At 75.2% G+C, this 22223-nt stretch carries 20 protein-coding genes and 1 tRNA gene; 10 read left to right on the forward strand and 11 right to left on the reverse strand.

Annotated elements, in window-relative coordinates:
* Positions 1 to 36: 36 nt before the first annotated feature.
* The gene (locus tag Sspor_RS01845; RefSeq protein WP_202197408.1) at positions 37 to 1464 is read right to left on the reverse strand and encodes a mycothione reductase; all 1428 of its coding nucleotides are present in this window, start codon (positions 1462 to 1464) and stop codon (positions 37 to 39) included.
* Between the two features lie 135 nt (positions 1465 to 1599).
* Between Sspor_RS01845 and Sspor_RS01850 the strand changes: the two genes are divergently transcribed.
* From Sspor_RS01850 to Sspor_RS01870, 5 genes are all read left to right on the forward strand, one after another.
* Complete coding sequence (locus tag Sspor_RS01850; protein WP_237403601.1) at positions 1600 to 2247, forward strand: HIT family protein; 648 nt, start codon at positions 1600 to 1602, stop codon at positions 2245 to 2247.
* A gap of 149 nt (positions 2248 to 2396) precedes the next feature.
* Positions 2397 to 3389, forward strand: a complete 993-nt coding sequence (locus Sspor_RS01855) for a DUF4344 domain-containing metallopeptidase (protein ID WP_202197409.1) — start codon at positions 2397 to 2399, stop codon at positions 3387 to 3389.
* Positions 3390 to 3511: 122 nt separating this feature from the next.
* A complete protein-coding gene (locus Sspor_RS01860; protein ID WP_202197410.1) occupies positions 3512 to 5152 on the forward strand; it encodes an AMP-binding protein in 1641 nt (546 codons plus the stop codon).
* Between the two features lie 202 nt (positions 5153 to 5354).
* Entirely contained in the window at positions 5355 to 5561 is a 207-nt protein-coding gene (locus Sspor_RS01865) for a cold-shock protein (protein ID WP_081524690.1), read from the forward strand.
* A 118-nt stretch (positions 5562 to 5679) separates the two neighbouring features.
* Positions 5680 to 5895, forward strand: a complete 216-nt coding sequence (locus Sspor_RS01870) for a hypothetical protein (protein WP_202197411.1) — start codon at positions 5680 to 5682, stop codon at positions 5893 to 5895.
* A gap of 42 nt (positions 5896 to 5937) precedes the next feature.
* On the opposite strand, the gene Sspor_RS01875 is transcribed toward Sspor_RS01870, so the two are convergent.
* The 6 genes from Sspor_RS01875 to Sspor_RS01900 form a co-directional block, all read right to left on the reverse strand.
* Complete coding sequence (locus Sspor_RS01875; protein ID WP_202197412.1) at positions 5938 to 6654, reverse strand: rhomboid-like protein; 717 nt, start codon at positions 6652 to 6654, stop codon at positions 5938 to 5940.
* Positions 6655 to 6808: 154 nt separating this feature from the next.
* Complete coding sequence (locus tag Sspor_RS01880) at positions 6809 to 7237, reverse strand: hypothetical protein (RefSeq protein WP_202197413.1); 429 nt, start codon at positions 7235 to 7237, stop codon at positions 6809 to 6811.
* Positions 7238 to 7607: 370 nt separating this feature from the next.
* Complete coding sequence (locus tag Sspor_RS01885) at positions 7608 to 7748, reverse strand: hypothetical protein (RefSeq protein WP_202197414.1); 141 nt, start codon at positions 7746 to 7748, stop codon at positions 7608 to 7610.
* A gap of 456 nt (positions 7749 to 8204) precedes the next feature.
* Positions 8205 to 9428 (reverse strand): glycosyltransferase, encoded by a 1224-nt coding sequence (locus Sspor_RS01890; RefSeq protein ID WP_202197523.1) that lies wholly within the window; start codon positions 9426 to 9428, stop codon positions 8205 to 8207.
* Between the two features lie 62 nt (positions 9429 to 9490).
* Positions 9491 to 9700: a hypothetical protein gene (locus tag Sspor_RS01895; protein ID WP_202197415.1), complete on the reverse strand. Its 210-nt coding sequence runs from the start codon at positions 9698 to 9700 to the stop codon at positions 9491 to 9493.
* An 86-nt stretch (positions 9701 to 9786) separates the two neighbouring features.
* A complete protein-coding gene (locus Sspor_RS01900) occupies positions 9787 to 10788 on the reverse strand; it encodes a GNAT family N-acetyltransferase (RefSeq protein ID WP_237403602.1) in 1002 nt (333 codons plus the stop codon).
* A gap of 128 nt (positions 10789 to 10916) precedes the next feature.
* On the opposite strand from Sspor_RS01900, the gene Sspor_RS01905 reads away from it, so the two are divergent.
* Complete coding sequence (locus Sspor_RS01905; protein ID WP_202197416.1) at positions 10917 to 13700, forward strand: AAA family ATPase; 2784 nt, start codon at positions 10917 to 10919, stop codon at positions 13698 to 13700.
* Between the two features lie 137 nt (positions 13701 to 13837).
* Here Sspor_RS01905 and Sspor_RS01910 read toward each other — a convergent pair whose 3' ends face one another.
* On the reverse strand, positions 13838 to 14938 hold the full coding sequence (locus Sspor_RS01910) for an LLM class flavin-dependent oxidoreductase (protein ID WP_202197417.1): 1101 nt from the start codon (positions 14936 to 14938) through the stop codon (positions 13838 to 13840).
* A 231-nt stretch (positions 14939 to 15169) separates the two neighbouring features.
* The gene (locus tag Sspor_RS01915; protein WP_202197418.1) at positions 15170 to 16786 is read right to left on the reverse strand and encodes a phospholipase D-like domain-containing protein; all 1617 of its coding nucleotides are present in this window, start codon (positions 16784 to 16786) and stop codon (positions 15170 to 15172) included.
* A gap of 854 nt (positions 16787 to 17640) precedes the next feature.
* On the opposite strand from Sspor_RS01915, the gene Sspor_RS01920 reads away from it, so the two are divergent.
* Entirely contained in the window at positions 17641 to 18393 is a 753-nt protein-coding gene (locus Sspor_RS01920; RefSeq protein WP_202197419.1) for a dienelactone hydrolase family protein, read from the forward strand.
* A 64-nt stretch (positions 18394 to 18457) separates the two neighbouring features.
* Here the strand turns inward: Sspor_RS01920 and Sspor_RS01925 are convergent, their stop codons facing one another.
* Positions 18458 to 19579 (reverse strand): nucleotide disphospho-sugar-binding domain-containing protein, encoded by a 1122-nt coding sequence (locus Sspor_RS01925; RefSeq protein ID WP_202197420.1) that lies wholly within the window; start codon positions 19577 to 19579, stop codon positions 18458 to 18460.
* A 330-nt stretch (positions 19580 to 19909) separates the two neighbouring features.
* Here Sspor_RS01925 and Sspor_RS01930 point away from each other — a divergent pair.
* The 3 genes from Sspor_RS01930 to Sspor_RS01940 all read left to right on the forward strand — a co-directional run bounded on the left by Sspor_RS01930 (position 19910) and on the right by Sspor_RS01940 (position 21484).
* Positions 19910 to 19984 (forward strand) — tRNA-Trp (locus Sspor_RS01930).
* Between the two features lie 137 nt (positions 19985 to 20121).
* Entirely contained in the window at positions 20122 to 20526 is a 405-nt protein-coding gene (locus tag Sspor_RS01935; RefSeq protein WP_237403603.1) for a hypothetical protein, read from the forward strand.
* A 220-nt stretch (positions 20527 to 20746) separates the two neighbouring features.
* Positions 20747 to 21484 (forward strand): HAD family hydrolase, encoded by a 738-nt coding sequence (locus Sspor_RS01940; RefSeq protein WP_202197421.1) that lies wholly within the window; start codon positions 20747 to 20749, stop codon positions 21482 to 21484.
* Here Sspor_RS01940 and Sspor_RS01945 read toward each other — a convergent pair.
* Positions 21423 to 21959, reverse strand: coding sequence for a nuclear transport factor 2 family protein (locus Sspor_RS01945; protein ID WP_202197422.1), 537 nt, complete (start codon positions 21957 to 21959; stop codon positions 21423 to 21425). The genes Sspor_RS01940 and Sspor_RS01945 overlap by 62 nt on opposite strands.
* Positions 21960 to 22223: the final 264 nt, after the last annotated feature.

Here is a 22223-nt window from a genome sequence, read left to right on the forward strand (position 1 = left end):
GTCTCCCGCGGGGCGGGCCGGGCGGGCCGCGGTGCTTTACGAGGGCCGCTCCGGGCGTCCGCCGGGGTCGGCGCCGGGGTCGAGGTCGAGGTCGAGGAGTGCGGTGGAGAGGGCCTCGGTGGGCGCGGGGTGGATCCACAGCGGGGTCCGCGCGAGGTCGCCGGCCGTGATGCCGCAGCTCATGGCGACCACCAGCGGCTGGATCAGGGTCGCGGCCTGCGGGCCCATGAGGTGGGCGCCCAGCAGCAGTCCGGTGCGGCGGTCTGCGAGCACCTTGCAGAAGCCGGTGCCGTCCTCCAGGGCCCAGCCGTAGGCGGTGTCGCGGAAGCGGCGTACGGAGACGGCGTAGTCGAGTCCTTCCTGCCGGCACTGCTGCTCGGTCCGTCCGGCCTGTGCGATCTGGGGGCGGGTGAACACCCCTGCGGGGACGGCCTCGTGGGAGGTGCGGACCGGGTCGCCGGGGTGCAGCAGGTTGTGCGCCACCACCCGTGCCTCCCGGTTCGCGACGTGCTTGAGCGGGAACGGTGTGCACACGTCGCCCAGGGCGAACACCCCGGGGGCGGTGGTGCGCTGGAAGGCGTCCACGACGACGCGGCCGTCGTCGTGGAGGTCGATCCCGGCCCGGGCGGCGTCGATCCGGTCGCTGTTGGGGGTGCGGCCCACCGCGACGAGCAGGGTGTCCGCCTCGACCGTCGTGCCGTCGTCCAGGACCAGGCGCAGCCGTCCGGGCTCCCCCTCGACGCGGGTCAGGGCCGTGCCGGTGCGTACGTCGTAGCGGTCGGCGGCGATCGTCGTGTAGGCGGTGGCGATGCTCTCGTCCTGGGCGGAGAGCAGGGTGTCCTCCTGCTCGATGAGTGTGATGCGGCTGCCGGCGGCGTGGAAGACGTGCGCGAGTTCGGCCGCGATGTAGCCGCCGCCCAGTACCGCCAGGTGGTGGGGCGGCCTCTCCAGGCGCATCACGGTGTCGGAGGTCTCGTACGGCAGGCCGCTTTCCTGTACCGGTGGCGGTACGGCCGGGCGGCTGCCGGTGGCGAGGACGACCTGCTCGCCGCGGAGGGTGACGGTGCCGGCGCCGGCGCCGGTGCCGGCGCCGGTGGTGACGAGCAGGGTGCGCTCGCCGGTGAAGCGGGCGTGTCCCTTGAGCACGTGGATGTTCGGGTCGTCGCGCCGGCCCTGTTCGCCCTCGGCGGCCTCGCGGTCCAGGCGGCCGAAGACGCGTTCGCGTACGGCGGGCCAGTCGACGCCGTCCAGCCGTGCCCGCACGCCGAACCGGCCGGCGTCGCGGATCCCGTCGGCGAGGTCGGCGACGTGTACGAGCATCTTGCTGGGGATGCATCCGCGGTTCAGGCAGGTGCCGCCGAAGGGGCCTTCGTCGATGACGGCCACGTCCAGGTGGGCGAACCGTTCGTCGACGACGGCGTTGCCGGAGCCCGCCCCGACGATCACGAGGTCATGAGATCGCATGCGGCGGAACGTACCCCCGCCCGGGGCCGGCGCCCGCGACCGGCGCGCCCCCGGGCGGCGTGCCGGTCCGCCGTCCGGTGCCGGGGACGGCCCCGGCCCGCGGGCGGGCGCGGGCCCCGGACTAGCCTGCGGGGCATGGCTTTACGACCTGATGAGTTCTACGACCACGCGCTCGCCGCCGCGGATGACGAGCGGCGGCTGCCGCTCGCACGCATGACGGGGTGGGACATCAGCCCGTTCGAACCGGAGGGGCTGCGCGTCGCGCCGCTGCGCCCCCCGGTCGTGCCCGAGCCCCCGCGGCACGGCGAGGATCCCGCGCAGTGCCGTGCGTGCCGTGAGCGGGACGCCGGGATCTGGTTCAACGACCGCTGGCGGCTCACCCGTGTCACGGGGGTCGGGGTGCCGCTGGTGCTGATGCTGCATCCGCGTGAGCACTACGACATGGCCGACCTGCCCGATGGGCTGGCGGCCGAGCTGGGGGTGCTGTCCGCGCACGTCGTCCGCCACGTGCAGGCCCTGCCGCACATTGCGCGGGCCCACGTGTACCGCATCGGGGACGGGGGCGCGCACCTGCACATCTGGTTCTTCGCCCGGCCCGAGGGCCAGACCCAGCTGTACGGGTCGTGGATGCCCGTCTGGGACGATCTGCTGCCCGAGTACCCGGCGGATGTCGCGGACGCGGAGGCGGCGGTCGTGGCGGACGCCCTCGTCTCCTCCGCCGGGGGCCGCCGCACGCCCGGCGGCGGGGCGCCGCACGACCGGCCCGGCGCGGCCGTCTCCTGAACGGGCTCACCCCCGGCGCCGCCTGCCCGGCGGCGCCGGGGGTGAGCGCGGTCGGGGGCCGGGGGTCCCCCGGACGGACGGTCCGGCGGGCCCCGGCCTGCGGCCGGCCGGAGGATGGGCGCGGGAACGGGTGACGGGAGCCGACCAGGATGGCGAACTCCGCCGGTTGTTCGAGCAGGGCGCGCGGCGTCCTGGCAGGCGTGCTGGTCCTGGCCGCCGTCGCCGTGAGCGGGTGCGGCGCGGGGGCCGGCGACGCGGGGCAGGGGCCGGGGGCCGCGGTCCGTGCCCGGGCGGCGCGTTCCGGCAGGGTCAGCGTCGTCTACGAGGACAAGGCGCTCCGGCCCAAGGAGCGGCAGGTCGTGGCGCTGATCCGGAACTCCGGTGTGCTGGAGCGGGCGGCCGGCTGGGTCGGCGGGGCGCTCGTCCTGCCGCACGACCTGGTCGTGAAGGTGACCGCCGCGGTGCCGCCGGGTGTCACCGACGCCGTCACCCAGCCCGACGGCAGGACGATCTTCATCCCGCCGGCGTTCCTGGTCGAGGTCGAGGACGCCCTCGCCGACGTCGTGAAGGGCGTCGACCGGCCGGCCCCGTTCCCCGCGTCCCAGTACAACACCGGCGATCTGACCGTGCTGTCGACCGAGTTCATCTTCGGCCATGAGCTGGGCCATGCCCTGCAGCGCCAGCTCCTGCTGGCCAACCTCGGTCTCGAAGAGGACGCGGCCGACGGCTTCGCGTCCTTCTACACCGTCAACGAGGTCGGGCCGGGCCCGTCGCTGGCCGCCGCGATGCTCTTCGACGAGATCGCCCGCAAGGAGGGCCGGCTGACCCTGGAGAACCTGGCGAGCGACCATCCCGTCACCCAGCAGCGGGTCTTCACCTTCCTGTGCTATCTGGAAGGCAGCGACCCGGGCACCTACCGGAAGCCGCTGGTCGACGGCGGCTACCTCCCCAAGAGCCGCGCCCCCTTGTGCCCGCAGGCGTGGGCGATGCTGGACTACGGCTGGTGGACCCAGCTCCAGCCGCACTTCAGCGGGGCGTTCAGGGCCCGGGGCGACGGGGAGCAGAAGAAGGCGCACGCGCGGCTGATCGCGGAGACGCAGGCTCTGGCGGAGCGGATCGACGAGCTCCGCACCGGCGGCTGAGCCCGCCGCCGGTGTGCGGTGGGGTGCTGCGGCGGGCCGCGCGTCTGGTGCCGCGGTCCTCCGGGAGGGATCATGGCGGCGCGCGTTGGCCGTCATCGCCGCAGCGAGTGCAGGAGGTACGTGTGTCCACAGCGTCGAGTCATGCGTCGGGGAGTTGTGAGGTTCCGCTGCTCCGCGAGACGATCGGGGACAACCTCGACCGGACCGTGCGGCGTTTTCCCGGGCGGGACGCCCTGGTGGACGTGGCCGCCGGCCGCCGGTGGACGTACGCGGAGCTGGCCGCCGACGTGGACGCGCTCGCCCTGGGGCTGCTGGACCTCGGGATCGTCCGGGGCGACCGGGTCGGTGTGTGGGCGCCCAACCGCGGCGAGTGGACGCTGGTGCAGTACGCCACCGCGAAGATCGGGGCGATCCTGGTCACCGTGAACCCGGCGTACCGCTCGCACGAGCTGGAGTACGTGCTGGGGCAGTCCGGGATCCGGCTGCTGGTCGCGGCGGAGCGTTTCAAGACCTCCGACTACGCGGCGATGATCGAGGAGGTCCGGCCGCGGTGTCCGGGGCTGGAGTTCACCGTGCTGTTCGACGGGCCGCGCTGGGACGCGCTGCTGGAACGCGGGCGCGGGGCCGATCCGGCCGTACTGGCGCGGGCGCAGGCCGCGCTGGACGCGGACGACCCGATCAACATCCAGTACACCTCGGGCACCACGGGCTTCCCCAAGGGGGCCACCCTCTCGCACCACAACATCCTCAACAACGGCTTCTTCGTGGGTGAGCTGTGCGGATACGACGAGCGTGACCGGGTGTGCATCCCGGTGCCGTTCTACCACTGCTTCGGGATGGTGATGGGCAACCTCGCCTGTACCAGCCACGGTGCGGCGATGGTGATCCCCGCGCCCGCCTTCGACGCGTCGGCGACGCTGGCGGCGGTGGAGGCGGAGGCGTGCACCTCCCTGTACGGGGTCCCCACCATGTTCATCGCCGAGCTGGCCGACTCCGGGTTCGACGGGTACGACCTGTCGAGTCTGCGCACCGGGATCATGGCGGGCTCGCCGTGCCCGGTGGAGGTCATGACCGAGGTCATCGAGCGGATGGGGATGGCCGGGGTGTGCATCTGTTACGGCATGACGGAGACCTCGCCGGTGTCCACGCAGACCCGGGCGGACGACCCGGTGGAGCGGCGGGTCTCCACGGTGGGCCGGGTCGGCCCGCACCTGGAGGTCAAGGTGGTCGATCCGCGGTCGGGCCGGACCGTCGCGCGCGGCACCGCGGGGGAACTGTGCACGCGGGGTTATTCGGTGATGCTCGGTTACTGGGGCGAGCCCGCCAGGACGGCGGAGGCCGTCGACGCGGAGGGCTGGATGCACACCGGTGACCTGGCCGTCATGGACGGTGAGGGATACCTGAGCATCACCGGCCGGATCAAGGACATGGTGATCCGGGGAGGCGAGAACCTGTACCCGCGCGAGATCGAGGAGTTCCTCCATGCCCACCCCGACGTGCTGGACGTGCAGGTCATCGGGGTGCCGGATCCGAAGTACGGGGAGGAGCTGATGGCGTGGGTGCGGATGCGCGAGGGGGCCGAGCCGCTGACCGCGCAGGCGGTCCGCGCGTACTGCGCGGGGCGCCTGGCCCACTTCAAGATCCCCCGCTACGTCCATGTCGTGGAGGAGTTCCCGATGACGGTCACCGGGAAGATCCGCAAGGTCGAGATGCGGGCGATGGCGGCCCGCCTGCTGGAGGAGGGGGCGGCGGCCCTGTCGTAGGAGCCCGCCTGCGGTCCGGGCCCGCGGGTGGCGGCGGGGCGTACCGCCGGGGGTGTGACCGCCGGAGGTGTGACGGCCGGGGTGGACGGTTGGGGGTGTGACGGCCGGATGGCTGCATCGGGGGTGTGGGGTGGGGGGCGGGTGGGAACGATCGGGACGGCTGCGCACCTGCGGCCCGTATGACCGATCGAGAAGGACGCCGATGGCTACAGGCATTGTGAAGTGGTTCAACTCGGAGAAGGGGTTCGGGTTCATCCAGCAGGACGACGGCGGCCCGGATGTGTTCGTGCACTTCTCCGCCATCCAGACGACCGGCTTCAAGGAGCTCGCCGAGGGTGCGAAGGTCGAGTACGACGTCACCCAGGGCCCCAAGGGACCGCAGGCCGAGCAAGTGGTGCCGATCGGCTGACAGAGCGGCGTGTCCCGCCCCGTGACGGGAGCCCCCGCCGGACCTCTCCGGCGGGGGCTCCCGTGGGTGGCGGGCCCTGGTGGCGGGGCCGGTGGCCGCCGGTTTCGGACCGCGGCAGGTGAACCACCGGCGGGTGGGTGTGGTCTTCCCGCGGCTGCCTCCGGGGAATCACCCGCGGCTGCCGCTCGCGCTGGGCGACATCTGCGTCGACGAGGGCGACCGGGGCACCTTCTGGCAGGTGCTGCGGTTCGGTGTCCGGAACCTCTGCGACCCCGAGCCGGACGAGTCGAGTGGCTGGTCGTGGACACCTTCGGGCACCGGCCCGGGACGGTGACGCTTCCCCCGGGGTGCGGGCCGCCGCCCGGGTGACCCGGGCTCAGCTCGCGGTGGAGGAGAGCCGGGTGGCGCGGACCGGCCGCCGTCTGAAGGCCGGGACGGCCAGCAGGGCGAAGCCGAGGGCCGCCGCCGTGAGGTGGCCGATCGTGGTGAAGTCCGGCAGCGGCCCGCTCCACTCGGCGCCGCCGAGCGGCCAGGCGAGGACGAAGACGGCCCAGGGCAGGCGGCCCCGGCGGGGCAGGGCGAGCGTGCCGAGCGCCAGCACGGTCTGGGCGCCGTAACTGACCCCGTAGTCCAGGGCGTGCCGCACGTCCTCGGGGTAGCGGCCGTGGCGCAGGGCGACGGTGATGACGGCGGCGGTGAGCAGGGTGGCCGCGACATGCCCGCCGAGAAACACGGCCACGGCGCGCGTCTTTCCCCAGCGGTGCTCGGTCCAGGCCAGGAAGCAGCAGACTCCCAGGCCCAGGGTGATCAGGGTGCCCGCGAAGCCGGTCGAGGTGACGTCGGTGAGGGTGCCGTCGAAGAACAGCGCGCTGCCGAGGAGCGCGGACAGCGGATGATCCCGCAGGTTGTCCAGGTTGGTGCTGAGGTGTCCCAGCACGGCGGCCGCCCGGTCGGCGGACAGCACGTGGCCGGTCCAGGCGTGGCCGGCCAGGAGCAGGCAGAGGTAGGCGAGGGTCAGCGGCGCCCGGCGCGGGTAGCGCCGCAGGACGCGGAGCGCCCGGCGTGAAGGGCCCGGCGGTGACTGGGAGTTCATACCGCGGCATTCTCCGGGCCGGGCCGCGGGCGGAGAGCGCCGGGCCCGGGCCGGCCGGCCGGGTGCGGCCGGAGGGGGCCGGAGGCGGCGCAGGGTGCTGGTGCGCGGCGCCGTACCCCGCCGGGGTGGAGGGCCGCGGCGGGCGGACCGCGGGTCAGAGTCCCAGTTCGATGCCGAACCCGTCCGCGCCGGGAGCCGGGACCCGGTCCGGGTTCTCCCGGTCGGCGGCGTCCGGGGCCGGGGCGGGCTTCGGGCCGGCCGGGGCGGGCTTGGGGGTGTCGGGCTTGTGCTCGCAGTAGACCTTGCCCTGGTAGAACTTGCAGCCCGGCATGTTCTCCACGTCCCGGGGCTTCTTGTTCTTCCTGCCCTTCGACCTGTCCTTGCCGCCGTGCTCGTGGTGGTCGGCCGTGTTTCGGTGGTCGCTCTTCGTGTGGTCGCCGTGACCGGACGCGAACGCGGCCGCCTCGGTGTGCGGCGTGGTCTGGGCGGCGAATGCGCTGGTGGGGACCAGTGCGCCTCCTGTGACGAGCGCGGCCGAAACGGTGAACATCGCGAAACGCTGCTTCCGGGAAGTGCGGGCCATGAGGAGTTCTCCAGAGCGGGAGGCGGTGGGGGGTTCCCGAGAACAAAGACGGAATGTCCGCTTTGCCCTCTTGTTAAGAGCCTGGCCGCGGGACTTCACGGGGCGGTCCGCCGACTGTCACAGGCCTGTGACGGGGCACGTCGCGTACGGCCCGCGGCTCCGGCCAGCCCGGCGGCCGCGGGCGGGGCCGGGCGCCAGGCCCCTTCCGGGGGCGCGGCCGGGGCGCGGCGCGGGCGCCAGAGGACGGCGGCACCCAGCACCAGGCACCCGGCCACCGCGAGGCCGCCGCCCGCGGCGGTACAGGCCAGGGTGAGGCCGGGCGAGGCCCCGGCGAGGCGGGGCAGGGCGTTGACGGGGGCGGTGGCGCAGATCAGCAGGAGGCCCAGCCGCGCGGGCGCACGGGCGCCGGCCTCCTGCGCAGGCGGCGCGGCACCCGGTCGGCGATCGTCGCCGCCGCCGCGGGCAGCAGGGTGAGGGAGAAGACGGCCAGGCCGGTCCACTGCCACGTCATGGGGGTGTCCTTGGTGGTGCGCGTGCCCCGGGTCGGATTCCGCTTCGGTGTCCGGGTGCCCGCACCGCGCGGGCCTCCCGCGGCTCCCGCGCCGCCTGCGCAGGGTAGCGGCGGCGGGGAAAGGGGCGGGCGGCGGGCCCGGGCGGCGCGGGAGGGTGCCGGGGATCCGGGAATGCCCCAGGGGGTGTCCTGCCGGTCAGGGCGGATCAGGGAGCGGTGGCCGGTGCCGTGGGGTCTCCCCAGGCCCGCCAGGGCCGAGGGAAGCATCGCAGGGCGAGGGAGGCGACGCGGAGCGTCGCCGACCGGGGGCAGCGCGGCGGGGCGCGGTGCCGGGCGCCGCTCCCTGATCCGCCCTGACCGGCAGGACACCCCCCAGGCCGGACGCGGCCGCGCTCCGTACCGGGGCGCTTCCGCTTCCGTGCCTGCCGCGTCCGTGCGGCGTGCGGGCGGGGTCTGTCAGCCGGCGGTGCCGAGCAGCAGTTGCGCGGCGGCCGTCGCCCCGTCCGTGCGGACGAGGCCGGCCACGGCCTTCGCGCGTGCCCGGGTCCTGGGGTCCAGGGCCGTTGCGAGTGCGGCCGACAGGGTCTCGCGGGTCGGGTCCGCTCCGTCGTGCGCCGCGCCGATGCCCAGCTCGGCGACGCGGGCGGCCCAGTACGGCTGGTCGGCCATCTGCGGTACCACCACCTGCGGGGTGCCGGCCAGGGCGGCCGTGGTCGTGGTGCCCGCGCCTCCGTGGTGGACGACGGCCGCCACCCGGGGGAAGAGGGTGTGGTGGTCGGCCTCCCCGACACGGAAGCAGTCGTCCTGGTCGTCGACCGGGGCCAGTTCGGCCCAGCCGCCGGACAGGAGCACGCGGTGGCCCTGTGCGCGGACGGCCTCGACGGCCGCCCGGGCGACGCCCTGCGCGTCGCGGACGGGGATGCTGCCGAAGCCCACGTACACCGGCGGTGTGCCGGCGTCGAGGAACGCCTGGAGGCCGGCCGGGAGCGGGCGTCCGCCCGGCCTGAGCCACGCTCCGGTCTGCACGACGTCGAGGTCGGCCGGCTCCTTCCACGGGCCCAGGGCCGGGTCCGCCGCCAGCCACGGCCGGCTGGTGAGGACGTAGTCGCGGAAGTCGTCCACGGGCGGCAGGCCGACCGTGGCCCGGTGGGCGTTGAGCCCGGTGCCGAACAGCGCGTTCAGGTTCTCGGCGTCCAGGTCCCACAGCGCCCGGTTGTCGCTCGCCTGCGGCGGGAGGGGGTGGCCCGGCCGCGCCAGCGGAGCGTGGTGCGGGGAGGGCAGGTAGGTCGGGAAGCAGGCCACGAACACGTAGGGGATGCCCAGTTCCTCGGCCACCGACCGCGCGCCGGCCGCGGCCGGGAACAGGCCGGTCGCCACCATCACGTCGCACCCCCGGGCCGCCGTGGCGACCGCCTCGTACGTCGTGGCGACCAGCCGGGCCGCCCGCTCGGGCAGCCCCTGCGCCGGCATCGGCGCCGTCCCGGTCACCGCTCCCCTGACCATCTCGCGCACCGGCCGGCCGATGGGTGTCAGCGGGACACCGGCGTCCTCGGCCGGCCCGGCGAAGTCCGGCGGCGCGCACATCCGTACTTCGGCGCCCGACTCCTGCAGCCGCGCGGCGAGTGCGAGCATCGGCTCGATGTCCCCGCGCGAGCCGTACGCCACCAGCAGCACACGCATGCGGTCGCTCTTCTTCCTGTGGGTCGCCGTCTCGGCCGGGGCGGGGGTGGAGGCGGTGGCGTTCACGACAGCCCCCTGGAGAAGTGGTTGACGGTGAGGCCGCAGTCGAAGGCCGGGGCGGGGGTGCGGGCGGGGTTCGCGGGGGTGCCGGGGCGGTCGAGGAGGGGGATGCCGTAGCCGAGGACGGCGGGGCGGCGGTTGGCGGCGGGGGTGTCGAACCGCTGGGCGGCCCGGTCGAGGGTGGCGGAGATGTAGCAGGTCAGCTTGCGCAAGCGGTTCTCGCTTCTTCTGTGCGGATGCGGGTGCCGGTAAGGGGGTTCATGCGGGTACGGGTGCTGCGGCGGGTACGGGTGCGGGGTCAGGTCGCGGGCAGGCCGAGCTGGAACTCGCGGGTGCGCCGGTGGGTGCGGTACCCGAGCCGGTGGTTGACGGCGAGCATGTGGAGGTTGTCCTCGGCGTTGTCGGTCTCGATCTCGGTGACGCCGGGGTGCTCGGCGCGCAGCCTGCGCACCATGGCGGCCTTGACCCACAGGCCCAGTCCGTGGCCGCGGTGGGCGGGGACGACGGCCGTGTCGTACTGCTGGGCGCGGGCCGGTGTTCCCGGGGGGAGCACGATCTCGGTGTAGCCGGCCATGGTGCCGTCGTCGTGGAGGGCGGCGACGGTCAGCAGGGTGTCGCCGCGGCCGGCGACCGCCTCGGCCATGGCGCGGACGCGGGCGGCGTCCCAGGCCTCGTGGCCGTAGTCCAGGTCGCCCAGGGGCATGTCGTTCATCGCGTTCTTGGCCAGGGCGAAGGCGTCGGCGAGGCCGTCGGGGACGGTGCCGGTCCAGCCGGTCAGCCGGTAGCCGGGGGGTCCGCCGTCGGCCGGCGGGCGGTGGGCGGGCCCGTCGGTGTCCCCGAGGCGCAGCAGGAGGTGGTCCAGGGTCATCGCCGGGCGGAATCCCCAGCGCCGGCAGAAGGCCTCGCCGGGGCCGTCGGCCGCCGCTGCGGCGACCAGGCTGCGCCGGCTCTCGGTGCGGCATGCCGCCACGGCGGCGGACAGCAGGCGGGAGCCGGTTCCCCGGCGCCGGTGCGCGGGGTCGACGTGGAGTTCCAGTTCGGCCAGGTGGTCCCGGCCCGGGGAGGTGAACAGCCGCAGGGCCGCGACCGCGACCGCGGCGCCGTCGGCTCCGGTGGCCAGCCAGGTCAGCCGGTGGCTGTCCAGGGCGGGCGTGGTGAGCCGGGCGTGGATGCTGGCGGGTTCCGGAGGGGGCGTTCCCGGTGTGTCGTGGGCCGCGGAGGCGGCGACGACCCGGTGCCAGGCGGCGGCGTCGGTGACCGACACGTGGTGGAGGGGGACGAGGTGGATGTGCTCGGACAAGGCGGCGGCTCCGGTGATCGGCGGGGGCTGACTCCCGGAAAGTTACGGGGGTCTGACGGGCCGGCACATCGGTAGGCGTGACTTAACGCATTGATCACGAACGCGGGGGCGTTAGGTAGGTTGGCCCCATGCTTTACGGGCGGGGGACCGAGCAGGACCGGATACGGCGGATGCTTGTGCGTGCCGGAGCCGGCGACGGCGACGGTGCGGGCGGGGCGAGCGGTGCGCTGGTGATCCATGGTGAGGCCGGGATGGGCAAGACGGCGCTGCTGGAGTACGCGAGGGGGTTGGCGGGTCCGGGGCGGGTGCTGCGGACCGTGGGGATCGAGTCGGAGATGGAGCTGGCCTTCGGTGGCCTGCACCAGTTGCTGTGGCCCGTCGCCTCGCTGCTGGAGCGGCTGCCGCGGCCGCAGGCCGCGGCGCTGAGCGCGGCGTTCGGGGTGTCGGGTGAGGCGGTGCGGGACCGGTTCGCCCTGGGGACGGCGGTGCTGGCGATCCTGTCGCAGGCCGCGGGCGGCGGTCCTCTGCTGTGTGTGGTGGACGACTCCCAGTGGCTGGACCGGGCGTCGCTGGACGCTCTGGTGTTCGCGGCCCGGCGGCTGCACCGTGAGGGTGTGGTGATGCTGTTCGCGGTCCGTGACGGTGTGCCCGGGGGGCATATCGGCGGCTTGCCGCAGCTTCTGCTGCGGGGGCTCGATTCCGCGGCCGTCGACGCCCTTCTCACCGACCGGGTGGTCGCCCTGTCGCCGTATGCGCGGGAGCAGATCGTCGAGCAGGCGCAGGGCAACCCGCTGGCCCTGCTGGAGCTGCCGGCGTCGCTCACGGCCGAGCAGCGCGGCGGGCAGCTGAACCCCGTCGCTCTTCCGGCCGGGCTGTCCTCGCCCTCCAGCCGGATCCAGGAGGCTTTCCAGGCCCAGATCCGCCGGCTGCCCGACGCGACCCGGGCGATGCTGCTGGTGGCCGCGGCCGACGACTCCGGCGACCTCGATCTGGTGCTGCGGGCGTCGGCCCGTTTCGGTGCCGCGCTGGAGGACCTGGAGCCGGCCGAGGACGCCACGCTGGTCCTGCTGAGCGAGCACACCCTGGCCTTCCGCCACCCCCTCATCCGGTCGGCGACCTATCAGGACGCGGCCCTGGCGCGGCGTCTGGCGGCCCACCGGGCGCTGGCCGACGCGCTCACCGGGGACCGGGGCGCCGGCCAGCACGCCGACCGCAGGGCCTGGCACCTGGCGGCCGCCACGACCGGCGCCGACGAGGCCGTCGCCGCCGAGATGGTCGGTGTCGCCGAGCGGGCGGGCGGCCGGCAGGGGACGGCCTCGGCCTCGGCGGCGTACGAACGGGCGGCGCAGCTGACCGCGGACCCCGCCGCCCGTGCCCAGCTGCTGGCCGCCGCGGCCATCACCTCGGCCGAGGCCGGGCAGTTCCACCGCACCGCGGCCCTCACCGACCACATCAACGCGCTCGCCCTGGACCCGCGGATGCTCGCCGACCTCGCCCGGGTCCGGGCCATCGTCGAGCTCGACCGCGGGTCACCGGGCCGGGCCGCCCGCATCCTGCTGGAGTGCGCGGACCGGATCGGGCAGTGCGCCGACCTGGCCCCGGTGCTGACCGAGGCGGTCCAGAGCGCGCAGTCCTCGGGAGACCGCCGGCTGCTGGCCGATGTCGCCGCCCGCCTCCCCGACTCCCCGCAGTACGCGATGGCCCGGGCGATGACCGGCCCCCTCGACGCGGTCCGGGAGCCGGCGCCGGGGCCGGGGACGGGGCCGGGGCCGGGGACGGGGGCAGCGGAGCTGCCGCACGCGGGACACGGGGACGGGGAGGGGGAGGACGGGTTCGCCGAGCGGATCCTGGCCGGGGTGCACGGCCTGCTCTTCGCCGATCACCGCGCCGCGCTCGACACCGCCGCCACCTGTGTGCGCGACTGCCGGACCCAGGACGTGGTCGGCTGGCTCCACACCTCGCTGCACCTGCTCGCCGAGGCCCGGCTGTCGCTGGGGCTCCACGAGGAGGCCCGGGCCGCCGCCGAGGAAGGGCTGGCCGTCGCCGGGCAGTTCGGCCGCCGGCACCGGGAGACGTACCTGCGGGCGACCCTGGCGACGCTGGCCGCGCTGCAAGGCGATCACGAGCGGTGCACCGGCCTGGGCGAGGCGGCTCTGGAGCACGCCGACGCCCACGGCATCGGACTGGCCGCCGCCCACGCACTGCGGGCCCTGGGCCTGCTCGACCTCGGCGCCGGGGACGCCGGGAGCGCGCTCGCCCGCCTGGAGGCGGCCAGGGACCGGGCGGGGCATCCGGTCCTGACCGCCTTCCTCCTTCCCGATCTGGTCGAGGCGGCGGTCCGGGCCGGGCAGGTGGAGCGCGCGGCGCACGCGGTCGCGGTCATGACGCGGTGGGCCGGGGCCGCGCAGCAGCCGGCGGCCTGGGCCCTGGCCCGCCGCTGCCAGGCGCTGACCTCTTCGGGCGCCGGGGCCGGGGAGCACTTCACGGCCGCGCTGCGGCTGCACGAGGAGGGCACGGCCCAGCCGTTCGAGCGGGCCCGTACCGAGCTGCTGTACGGGGAGTGGCTGCGCCGTGAACGGCGCCGCAGCGATGCCCGCGGCCGTCTTCGCAGTGCCCTGGAGACGTTCGAGGGGCTCGGTGCCCGGGCCTGGGCGTCACGGGCCCGCACCGAACTCCAGGCCTGCGGTGAGACGCTGGATCCCGCGGGGCGCCGGGACGAGCTGCTGGACCGGCTCAGCCCGCAGGAACGGGAAGTCGTGCGGCTCGCCGCCACGGGTGCCACCAACCGTCAGATCGCCGCCCGGCTCTTCCTGAGCCCCCGCACGGTCGGCCACCACCTCTACCGGGCCTTCCCCAAGCTCGGCGTCACCACCCGCAACGACCTGCCGCTGCTCCTGGACCGGGACCGCTGACCCGGCCCGCCCCGGCGCCGCCCCGGCGTGCGCCGTCCCGCCCCGGGGTGCCGTGGCGGGGGTGTGAGGGGCGGGCGGGGCGTCAGCCGCCGCGCCCCGGGGGCCCGTGCCTTTCCGCCGGCAGGCCCCGGCGGGGCTCAGGCCCGCCTGTCCCCCGCCGGGGTCTGCCGGGCGGCTGCGACGCGGGCCGGGTGGGTGGGCGCGTCCGGTACGCCGGCGGGGCGCAGGTTCGCGAACTCCTTGCGCAGGATTGGTACGACCTCCTCGCCGAGCAGGTCGAGCTGTTCCAGGACGGTCTTCAGGGGCAGGCCGGCGTGGTCCATGAGGAACAGCTGGCGCTGGTAGTCGCCGGCGTAGTCGCGGAAGGACAGGGTGCGTTCGATGACCTGCTGCGGCGAGCCGACGGTCAGCGGGGTCTGTGAGGTGAACTCCTCCAGGGACGGGCCGTGGCCGTAGACGGGCGCGTTGTCGAAGTAGGGGCGGAACTCGCGTACCGCGTCCTGGGAGTTCTTGCGCATGAAGACCTGGCCGCCGAGGCCGACGACGGCCTGTTCGGGGGTGCCGTGGCCGTGGTGGGCGTAGCGCTCGCGGTAGAGGCTGATCATCTGTGCGGTGTGGGAGGGGGGCCAGAAGATGTTGTTGTGGAAGAAGCCGTCGCCGTAGTAGGCGGCCAGTTCGGCGGTCTCCGGGGAGCGGATGGAGCCGTGCCAGACGAAGGGCGCGACGCCGTCCAGGGGGCGGGGGGTGGAGGTGAAGGACTGCAGCGGGGTGCGGAACCTGCCGTGCCAGGTGACGGTGTCCTCGTCCCACAGGCGGCGCAGCAGGGCGTAGTTCTCGGCGGCGAGGTCGGTGCCGTCGCGGATGTCCTTGCCGAACCAGGGGTAGACGGGTCCGGTGTTGCCGCGGCCCGTCATGAGGTCGACGCGGCCGTCCGCGAGGTGCTGGAGCATCGCGAAGTCCTCGGCGATCTTCACCGGGTCGTTGGTGGTGATCAGCGTCGTCGAGGTGGACAGGATCAGGTGCTCGGTGCGGGCGGCGATGTAGCCGAGCATCGTCGTCGGTGAGGAGGGGACGAAGGGCGGGTTGTGGTGCTCGCCGGTGGCGAAGACGTCGAGGCCGACTTCCTCGGCCTTCTGCGCGATGGCGAGCATCGCCTTGATGCGTTCGTTCTCGCCGGGCACGCGTCCGGTCGTCGGGTCGGCGGTGACGTCGCCGACGGTGAAGATCCCGAACTGCATGAGTCCCCATCCCCTTCCAAGATTGTTGACTGTTCAACCATACCCGGAACGGGGGGCGCGCCCGCGGTATTCCCGGCGGCGGGCACGGGGCCGCCCCCGCGGCACCCGGCCGCGGGGGCCGGGTGCCGCGGGGGCGGCGGGTGCCGCGGGGGCGGCGGGTGCCGCGGGGGCGGCGGGTGCCGCGGGGGCGGCGGGTGCCGCGGGGGCGGCGGAACGCCGGGGCCGGGGGTGTCAGCCCTGGCAGAGGCCGCGGGTGTAGTCGTGGGTCGCGGTGGCCTGGGAGTAGCGCCACTGCGGGTCCAGCAGGTCGCTGGTGAGCTGCCGGGCCGCGGCCGGGCTCTCGACGACGTACCCGAAGTCCTGGAGCCAGGACGGGTACAGGTTCTTGGAGCCGATGTAGAAGGCCGATCCGTCGACCGAGACCAGCTTGTGGTGCTGGGCGTAGGGCTTGCCGTCCGCCCAGGTGGGCCGGTCGGAGGCGCGGAAGGTGGCCAGCTGGAGGTTCTCGCACATCGCGGTGCGGGCCCGGGTGCCGTCGCCGGTCAGGGCCGTCAGGCGGCCGCGCAGCGCGTCGCTCACCTCGGAGAGCGACTTGATCTGCGAGTAGCCGCCGCTGCCGATCGTGCCGCGGTTGGCCGGGTCGCTCACCACGATGCGGACCTTGACGCCGGAGACGAGCTTGGCGGCGAGGGCGTCGTAGAGGCGCACGTCGTAGCGGGGCAGCGGCGGGCAGGTGGCGTGCACGTCCTGCTGGGAGATCTCGATGTGGGAGGTCGCGCTGGAGACCAGGGCGCGCAGGGCGCTCTCCTCGGGGTTGACGGTGTCGTAGTCGCGGTCGGCGTTGGTGTTGTCGTGCACGCCGATGCCGCACCGGGTGTCGCCGGCGGTGGGCAGGACCGGGTTGAAGGCGGAGGCGGGGTCGCTGCGGCGGATGCCGACGCCGAGGCCGCCGACGGCGAGGGCGGGCACGTCACCGCCGCCCGCCGGGGCGGCCGGGCGGGGCAGGGAGGGCATGCAGTCCGCGCCGGGCGAGGCGGCGAACCAGACCGAGGCCCAGCTGCTCTTGTTGCGGCAGGTCCAGTCCCACAGGGAGTCCAGGTAGCGGCCCGCGGAGCCGGCGGCGGGCCCGGTCAGCGCGAGGTCGACGTCGCTGACGGGGTGGGCGGTCTCCAGGTAGTCGTCCTTCCAGCTGTTGATGCCGCCGGTGATCACCGAGGTGCCGTCGACGACGACCAGCTTGGAGTGGTTCCAGGAGAACGCGGTCTTCGAGGTGGTCATCGAGGCCACGTTCAAGGTGATGCCGGCCGCGGCCTCCGGGCCGAGCCTGGCGAGCAGTTCGTCGCGGTAGGAGGAGGGGATCACCGTGGAGTGGTAGACGGGCGCGGCGCCCACCATGATGCGGACCTTGAGCCGGCCGCCCCGGCCGACGGCCTCCTTCAGGCCCGCGACGATCGCGTCCTGGTAGCCGCCGTTGGGGAAGGGCGCCAGCGTCGATATGTCCACCGTCTCGCGGGCGGCGGCGATGTCCTGGCGCGTCTTGTCCAGGAGGCGGCGCGAGCCGGGCCGGTCGGTGCAGGCGGCGTCGCCCCAGCAGCCGGGGGTCTGCAGCAGCCAGTCGGCGCCCCCGGGAACGGAGGAGCCGAGCCGGTTGCCTGCGGTGCGCTCCCACACCGAGCCCTCCAGGCCCGGTGAGACCTGGCGCAGGGTCTGCTCGACCGAGTCCAGGTGCGGGGTGGGGGCTTGCGCGGCGGACGCCGGGGCGGCGGCGCCGAGGAGGGAGAGGCCGAGGGCGAGGGCCGTGGCGGGGACGAGGGCCGCCGGGGCCGCCGTACGGACGGTGCGTGCCAATGTGGGTCCTTGAATGGGGTGGGGGTGGCTCCGGCCGGGAGCGTGGCCGGCCACACCCCGACCTTGATCAACTCGCGTAAGTTACCAGTACGTAGGCCTGTGTTCACCCGCCCCGGGCGAGTTCCGGCCACGCACGGCCACGCACGGCGGGACGCGGGCGGGCGGGACGCGGGCGGGGTGCGGGCGGGGTGCGCGGGGTGCGGGCCTCGCGGACGGGACGCGGGCGGGCAGGGTGCGCGGCCGGACGGGGTGCGGGTGGGCGGGCAGGGTGCGGGCGGGCGGGCAGGGTGCGGGCGGGACGCGGGCGGGCAGGGTGCGGAACGCGCGGGCGGGGTGCGCGGCCGGACGGGGTGCGGGATGCGGACGCGCGGGCGGGGTGCGCGGGGTGCGGGCAGGGTGCGGACGGGACGCGGGCGGGCGGGGCCGCGGCGCGGGGCGGCTGCCGCGAGGCCGGGAACGCCGGCCGGAGGCGGGGGCGGGGTCCGGTAAGAGGCGGGCGTGTCCGGGGCCGGGCCGGGAGGCCGGGCCCCGGAGGGCGGCCGGGGGCGGAGGCCGGGGCCGGGCCCGAAGGGCGGGCCCGAAGGGCGGGGCCGGGGTGGAATTGTTCTCGCGGGCGGCTGCAACCGGCGGCTAGGGTGGGCGAGATGACTCCCGGGACGGCATTGCGCCACACACGGATCGGTGACCCGGTGCTCCGCTGAGCGCCGGACGGGCCGGTGCCCGTGTCCGCCCCCTGTCCCGCCCTCTGTCCCGCCCTCTGTACGGGCGAGGGGGCCGCGCCGCCACGGCCGCGCGGGCCCCGCCTGCGTCGTGTCGACCACAGGCTGCACACGACGACCGCAACCGGAGGATTCATGCCCGTACAGAACCTGTCGATTCCCACGCCGGACGGCCCGGCCGACGCCTTCGCCGCCTTCCCCGACGATGCCGGCCGGCAACGCCACCCGGGGGTGCTGATGTACCCGGACGGCTTCGGTATCCGGCCCGTGGTGCGGGAGATGGCCCGCGAACTGGCCGGGCACGGCTACTACGTACTCGTCCCCAACCTCTTCTACCGGCACGGCCCGGCACCGGTGATCGGCCTTCCCGGGCACATCACCGACAAGGACCGGCCCGCGCTCCTCGCCCAGCTGATGCCCCTGATCGAGGCGCACACCACCGAACGGGTCCTGCGTGACGCCGACGCCTACCTCACGTTCCTCACCGCCCGGCCCGAGGCCGGCCCCGGCCCGGTCGCGGTGACCGGGTACTGCATCGGCGGCCTCCTGGCGGTGCAGACCGCAGCGGCGCACCCCGGCCGGGTGGCCGCCGTCGCCGGATTCCACAGCCCCGTGGGCGCCGGCGGGCCCGGGGACCTGCGCCGTCTCCTGGCGGGACTGACCGCCCGGGTCCATCTCGGCCACGCCGAGAGCGACATCACGCCCGAGGCCCTCGGTGAACTCGGCCGGGCCCTGGACGCCGCGGGGCTCGCCCACACCTCGGAGATCTACCCCGGCACCGTCCACGGCTTCACCATGTCCGACACCGACGCCTTCGATCCCGCCGGGCTGCAGCGCCACTGGGACCGGCTGCTGCCCCTCCTCGCCGGCACCCTGGCCGGCGGCTGAGCCGCCCCGCACCCGGCCGGCGGCCCGTCCGGGCCCGCCGGCCGGGTGCGGGGGCGGGCGGTTCTCAGGCGGCGGCCAGGGCCTCCAGGGCGGGGACCGTCGCGGCCGGGGCCGGCAGGGCCGCGTTCTGCCCGCGCAGCCGGGCGGCCGCCTCGCGCAGCGCCGGGTCGGCGGCCAGACGGGCCAGGAGCGGGGCGTCGACGTCCTGGGACGCCGAACGCAGCCCGGCCCCGGTGGCGGTGAGGGCGTCGGCGTTGGCGAAGTGGTCGGCGCCCTGGGGAAGCAGGAGCTGGGGCAGGCCGGCCTGCAGGGCGGTGAGGAGGGTTCCGGAGCCGCCGTGGTGGACCAGCGCGTCGCAGGTGGTCAGCAGCTCGGCGAGCGGGACCCAGGGCAGCGGGCGGACGTTGTCCGGGAGCGTGCCGAGCGGGGTGAGGTCGGCGTCGCCGACGGCGAGCAGGAACTCGGCGTCCACCGACGCGGCCGCCCCGGTCAGGGCGGTGATGGCGCGGACGCCGTCCAGCTCGGTGAGGACGGTGCCCAGGGTGACGGCGATCCGCGGGCGGCTGCCGCGCCGGAGCAGGCCGGCGGGGACGGCGCCGCCGCCGTTGTAGGGGACGTAGCGCATGCGCAGGCCCTGCGCGTCGCCGCCGAGCGAGGCCGGGACGACGTTCAGCGCGGTCGGCACGGCCGGGCCGTCCACCCCGTACGCCGCGTACGCCTCGGTGAAGTTGGCGGCGAGCCGGGCGACCATGTCCAGGCCGGAGGTGACACCGAAGTTGTGGACCACCGACGGGATCTTGAGTTTGGCCGCGACCAGCGGGGCCGAGGCCTGGAAGGAGTCGTAGACCAGCAGGTCGGGACGCCAGCTGTCGGCGGCCTCCAGCAGACCCTCCACGGTCGAACGGGAGACCACCGCGAAACCGCGGGCCGCCCGGTCCAGGATCTGGTCCGTGCTCATGTCCGGGGTCACGTACCGCACTTCCTGCTCCGTGGCCCCCTCGAAGACATCCCGGATGCTGCGGCCGTCACCGATCTCGACGATCGGGAAACCGGCCCCGCGGAGCTGTTCGAGGGGCTGCGAGCCCGCGAACAGCACCTCGTGGCCGGCCGCGCGTAACGCCTGCGCGGTCGGGACCATCGGGAAGAGGTGGCCGGCCGCGGCCGGTCCGGTGAAGAGTATGCGCACGGTTTCTCCTTGCCATCGGTGCCGGTCGGGGCGGGTCGTGCGGGCCCGGCCCCGGTTCCCTCCGGTGAACCGCCGGGAACACGCCCCGCGTTCCCGGCGCAGGAGCGATAACCGGCCGTTCTCGCAGCACCCCACGCCCGGCCGGCGCGTGCCCCCGCGCGCCGGGCCCGGCCCCGGCCCCTCCGGTACCGGCAGGGGTTACCGCCGGGCCCGGCGCGCGGGGGCGGACCGGGGAGGCTGCCTGCGGGGCGGGGCGGGGGCGGGGCGGCGGTGGCCTGTTCCGGCCGCCGCGGCGGCCGGGAGCGGCACCGGTAGGATCCCGGGACGGGCGGGGCCGTAGCGCAGAGGTCGACGCGCGCGGTCTCCAAAATCGCGAGGACACCGGTTCGATTCCGGTCGGCTCCGCCCGCCCACCCCCGCGGCACACCCCGCAAACCCCCGCAACTCCCCGGACCAGTGCGGCGCGGCGCACGGCGCGGCGCGCGGCCGCCGCCCGGCGGGTACCGGCCCCCTTGAGGGTTCCCGCCTGTCAGGATGACCCCGTGACCGGATCTCATGCACGGACGGACCCCGGATGCCGCGGTGAGGGCTCCTTCCTCTCCCTCTGGTCGAAGGACTCGGTCCTGTCGATCGGCTCCGTAGGCTCAGTCCTGTCGATCGGCTCGGTGGGCTCGGTCCTGTCGATCGCCTCCGTCGGATCGTCGCTGTCCGTGCTCTGCGCCGCCTCCTGGCTCAGCACGGGCTCGCTGCTGTCCGCGCGGTCCCGCTGGTCGGTGCTGTCCTGGCACTCACGCAACGGCTTCCTGACAGCCGGCCCCACCACCGCCGCCGTCGCGGCGGCGGCTGTCGCGGCGGCCGCCGTCGCCGCCGGGCTCGCACTGCACTCCGGGCGCTTGGGGCCGGGCACTCCCCCGGCCCCACGGCCCCGAAGGCACCCCGCCCACTGAAGCCCCCCCGCCCGCCCGCCGGGCCCGGTCCGGTCCGGTCCGCACCGCGCGCGACGGCACGTAGGCGCGTACGGCGCGTACGGCGGGCTGTCCGCACCCGGCAGCCCCGGAAGGGATACGGCGGCACCCGCGAGGACACGGCAGCCCCGGAAGGGATACGGCGGGCCCCGGGAGGGATACGGGCCCCGGGAGGATGAGGCGGGGGCCTTATCCTGCCGGGATGATCAAGCCGGCCGAACTCGTGATATTCGACTGCGACGGGGTACTCGTCGACACCGAACGCATCGCCCTGCGCATCCAGCTCGCCCTGGGAGCGGAACTCGGCTGGCCGCTGACCCCCGAGGACGCCGTCGACCGGTTCATCGGACGCTCCAAGGAGTCGATCTGCGAACAGATCGCGCAGCGGCTGGGCCCGCAGACGGCCGCCCTCTGGTGGCAGGAGCTCCTGCGGCGCCACCGGGAGGCGGTGGACACCGGGCTGGAAGCGGTCGACGGGCTGCCCGGGGCACTGGAGGAGATCACCCTGCCGGTCTGCGTCGCCTCCAGCGGCTCGCACGACAAGATGCGCCACACCCTCGGTGTCACAGGGCTCTACGAACGCTTCGCGGGCCGCATCTTCAGCGCCGCCGAGGTCGCCCGCGGCAAGCCCGCCCCCGACCTCTTCCTGCACGCGGCACGGCAGATGGGCGCCGACCCCGCCGCGTGCGTGGTCGTGGAGGACAGCCTCCCCGGTGTCCTGGCGGCCCGCGCCGCCGGGATGCGCGCCCTGGCCTACGCGGGCGGACTCACCCCGCCGCACCGGCTCACGGGCCCCGCCACCGTCGTCTTCACCGACATGCGCGAACTCCCCGGCCTCATCACCGGATCACCGGACCGGCCGGTCACCGGCCAACCGGTCAGCGGGCGGCCGCGCCAGGAGCGGGCGGGGTCCAGTCCGCAGGCAGGCCGGACTGGATAAGGACCTCGGCCAGACTGTAGTGGTCCTGGTCAAAGGCGATCCGGCAGTGCCCCCTGTCGAGGCCGAGCAGGGTCGTCATCGGCACGGCGAACGGCTTGGGCGCGCCCTTGAGATGGCCGGAGTAGACCGCCCGTACGGTGACGCGGTCACCCTCGAGGCGGGTGTCACGGACGCTGACACGGACGTTGTCGATGAGGGTGTCGGCGCGGGCCTTCCACCCCGCGATCTCCTTACGGCCGCGGAAGGTGACACCGACGGCCTCGTCGGTGTAGACGCCGTCGGCGGTGAACACCGCGCCCAGGGCCCGGGGATCACTGCCGTTCCAGGCACGGGCCCAGGCGGCAACGACCCCGGGAACCGGCCGGCCGGTGCCCTGCACGGCATAAGCGGCGGCGGTGGCGGTGGCGGTGGCGGTGGCGCACAGGAAAGCGGCAGCGGTCACCACGGTGAGAGTACGCAGCGTGCGGGACGTCATGACGGAAACTCCTGACAGCAAAGACCCGGGCACAAGCCCGGGAACGGGTACGGGTGGGGGTGGGCCCTGCCCGCGACAGCGCCAGGCAGGTACGGGACTCCGGCCGCCGGGCCGGCGGCAGAACCGGTCCCGGCCGCGGACACCGGCCCGCAGCCCCGTCCATGCGGTACGGGCGGCCTTCACGGGACACACACTCCCGCCGAACGGCGTCCACTCTCCAGCCCCCGCAGGCCCGGTGACTGTCCACCACTGCCCACCACCGTC

Origin of the sequence: Streptomyces spororaveus (genome assembly GCF_016755875.1) — a bacterium.
Lineage (GTDB): Bacteria > Actinomycetota > Actinomycetes > Streptomycetales > Streptomycetaceae > Streptomyces > Streptomyces spororaveus.

Coding starts and splice junctions, on each gene's coding strand:
- Sspor_RS01885 (WP_202197414.1), bottom strand. CDS start 7,748: ATGACGTGGCAGTGGACCGGCCTGGCCGTCTTCTCCCTCACCCTGCTG.
- Sspor_RS01945 (WP_202197422.1), bottom strand. CDS start 21,959: ATGACGTCCCGCACGCTGCGTACTCTCACCGTGGTGACCGCTGCCGCT.
- Sspor_RS01880 (WP_202197413.1), bottom strand. CDS start 7,237: ATGGCCCGCACTTCCCGGAAGCAGCGTTTCGCGATGTTCACCGTTTCG.
- Sspor_RS01865 (WP_081524690.1), top strand. CDS start 5,355: ATGGCTACAGGCATTGTGAAGTGGTTCAACTCGGAGAAGGGGTTCGGG.
- Sspor_RS01940 (WP_202197421.1), top strand. CDS start 20,747: ATGATCAAGCCGGCCGAACTCGTGATATTCGACTGCGACGGGGTACTC.
- Sspor_RS01920 (WP_202197419.1), top strand. CDS start 17,641: ATGCCCGTACAGAACCTGTCGATTCCCACGCCGGACGGCCCGGCCGAC.
- Sspor_RS01875 (WP_202197412.1), bottom strand. CDS start 6,654: ATGAACTCCCAGTCACCGCCGGGCCCTTCACGCCGGGCGCTCCGCGTC.
- Sspor_RS01855 (WP_202197409.1), top strand. CDS start 2,397: ATGGCGAACTCCGCCGGTTGTTCGAGCAGGGCGCGCGGCGTCCTGGCA.
- Sspor_RS01845 (WP_202197408.1), bottom strand. CDS start 1,464: ATGCGATCTCATGACCTCGTGATCGTCGGGGCGGGCTCCGGCAACGCC.
- Sspor_RS01905 (WP_202197416.1), top strand. CDS start 10,917: ATGCTTTACGGGCGGGGGACCGAGCAGGACCGGATACGGCGGATGCTT.
- Sspor_RS01910 (WP_202197417.1), bottom strand. CDS start 14,938: ATGCAGTTCGGGATCTTCACCGTCGGCGACGTCACCGCCGACCCGACG.
- Sspor_RS01850 (WP_237403601.1), top strand. CDS start 1,600: ATGGCTTTACGACCTGATGAGTTCTACGACCACGCGCTCGCCGCCGCG.
- Sspor_RS01890 (WP_202197523.1), bottom strand. CDS start 9,428: ATGCGTGTGCTGCTGGTGGCGTACGGCTCGCGCGGGGACATCGAGCCG.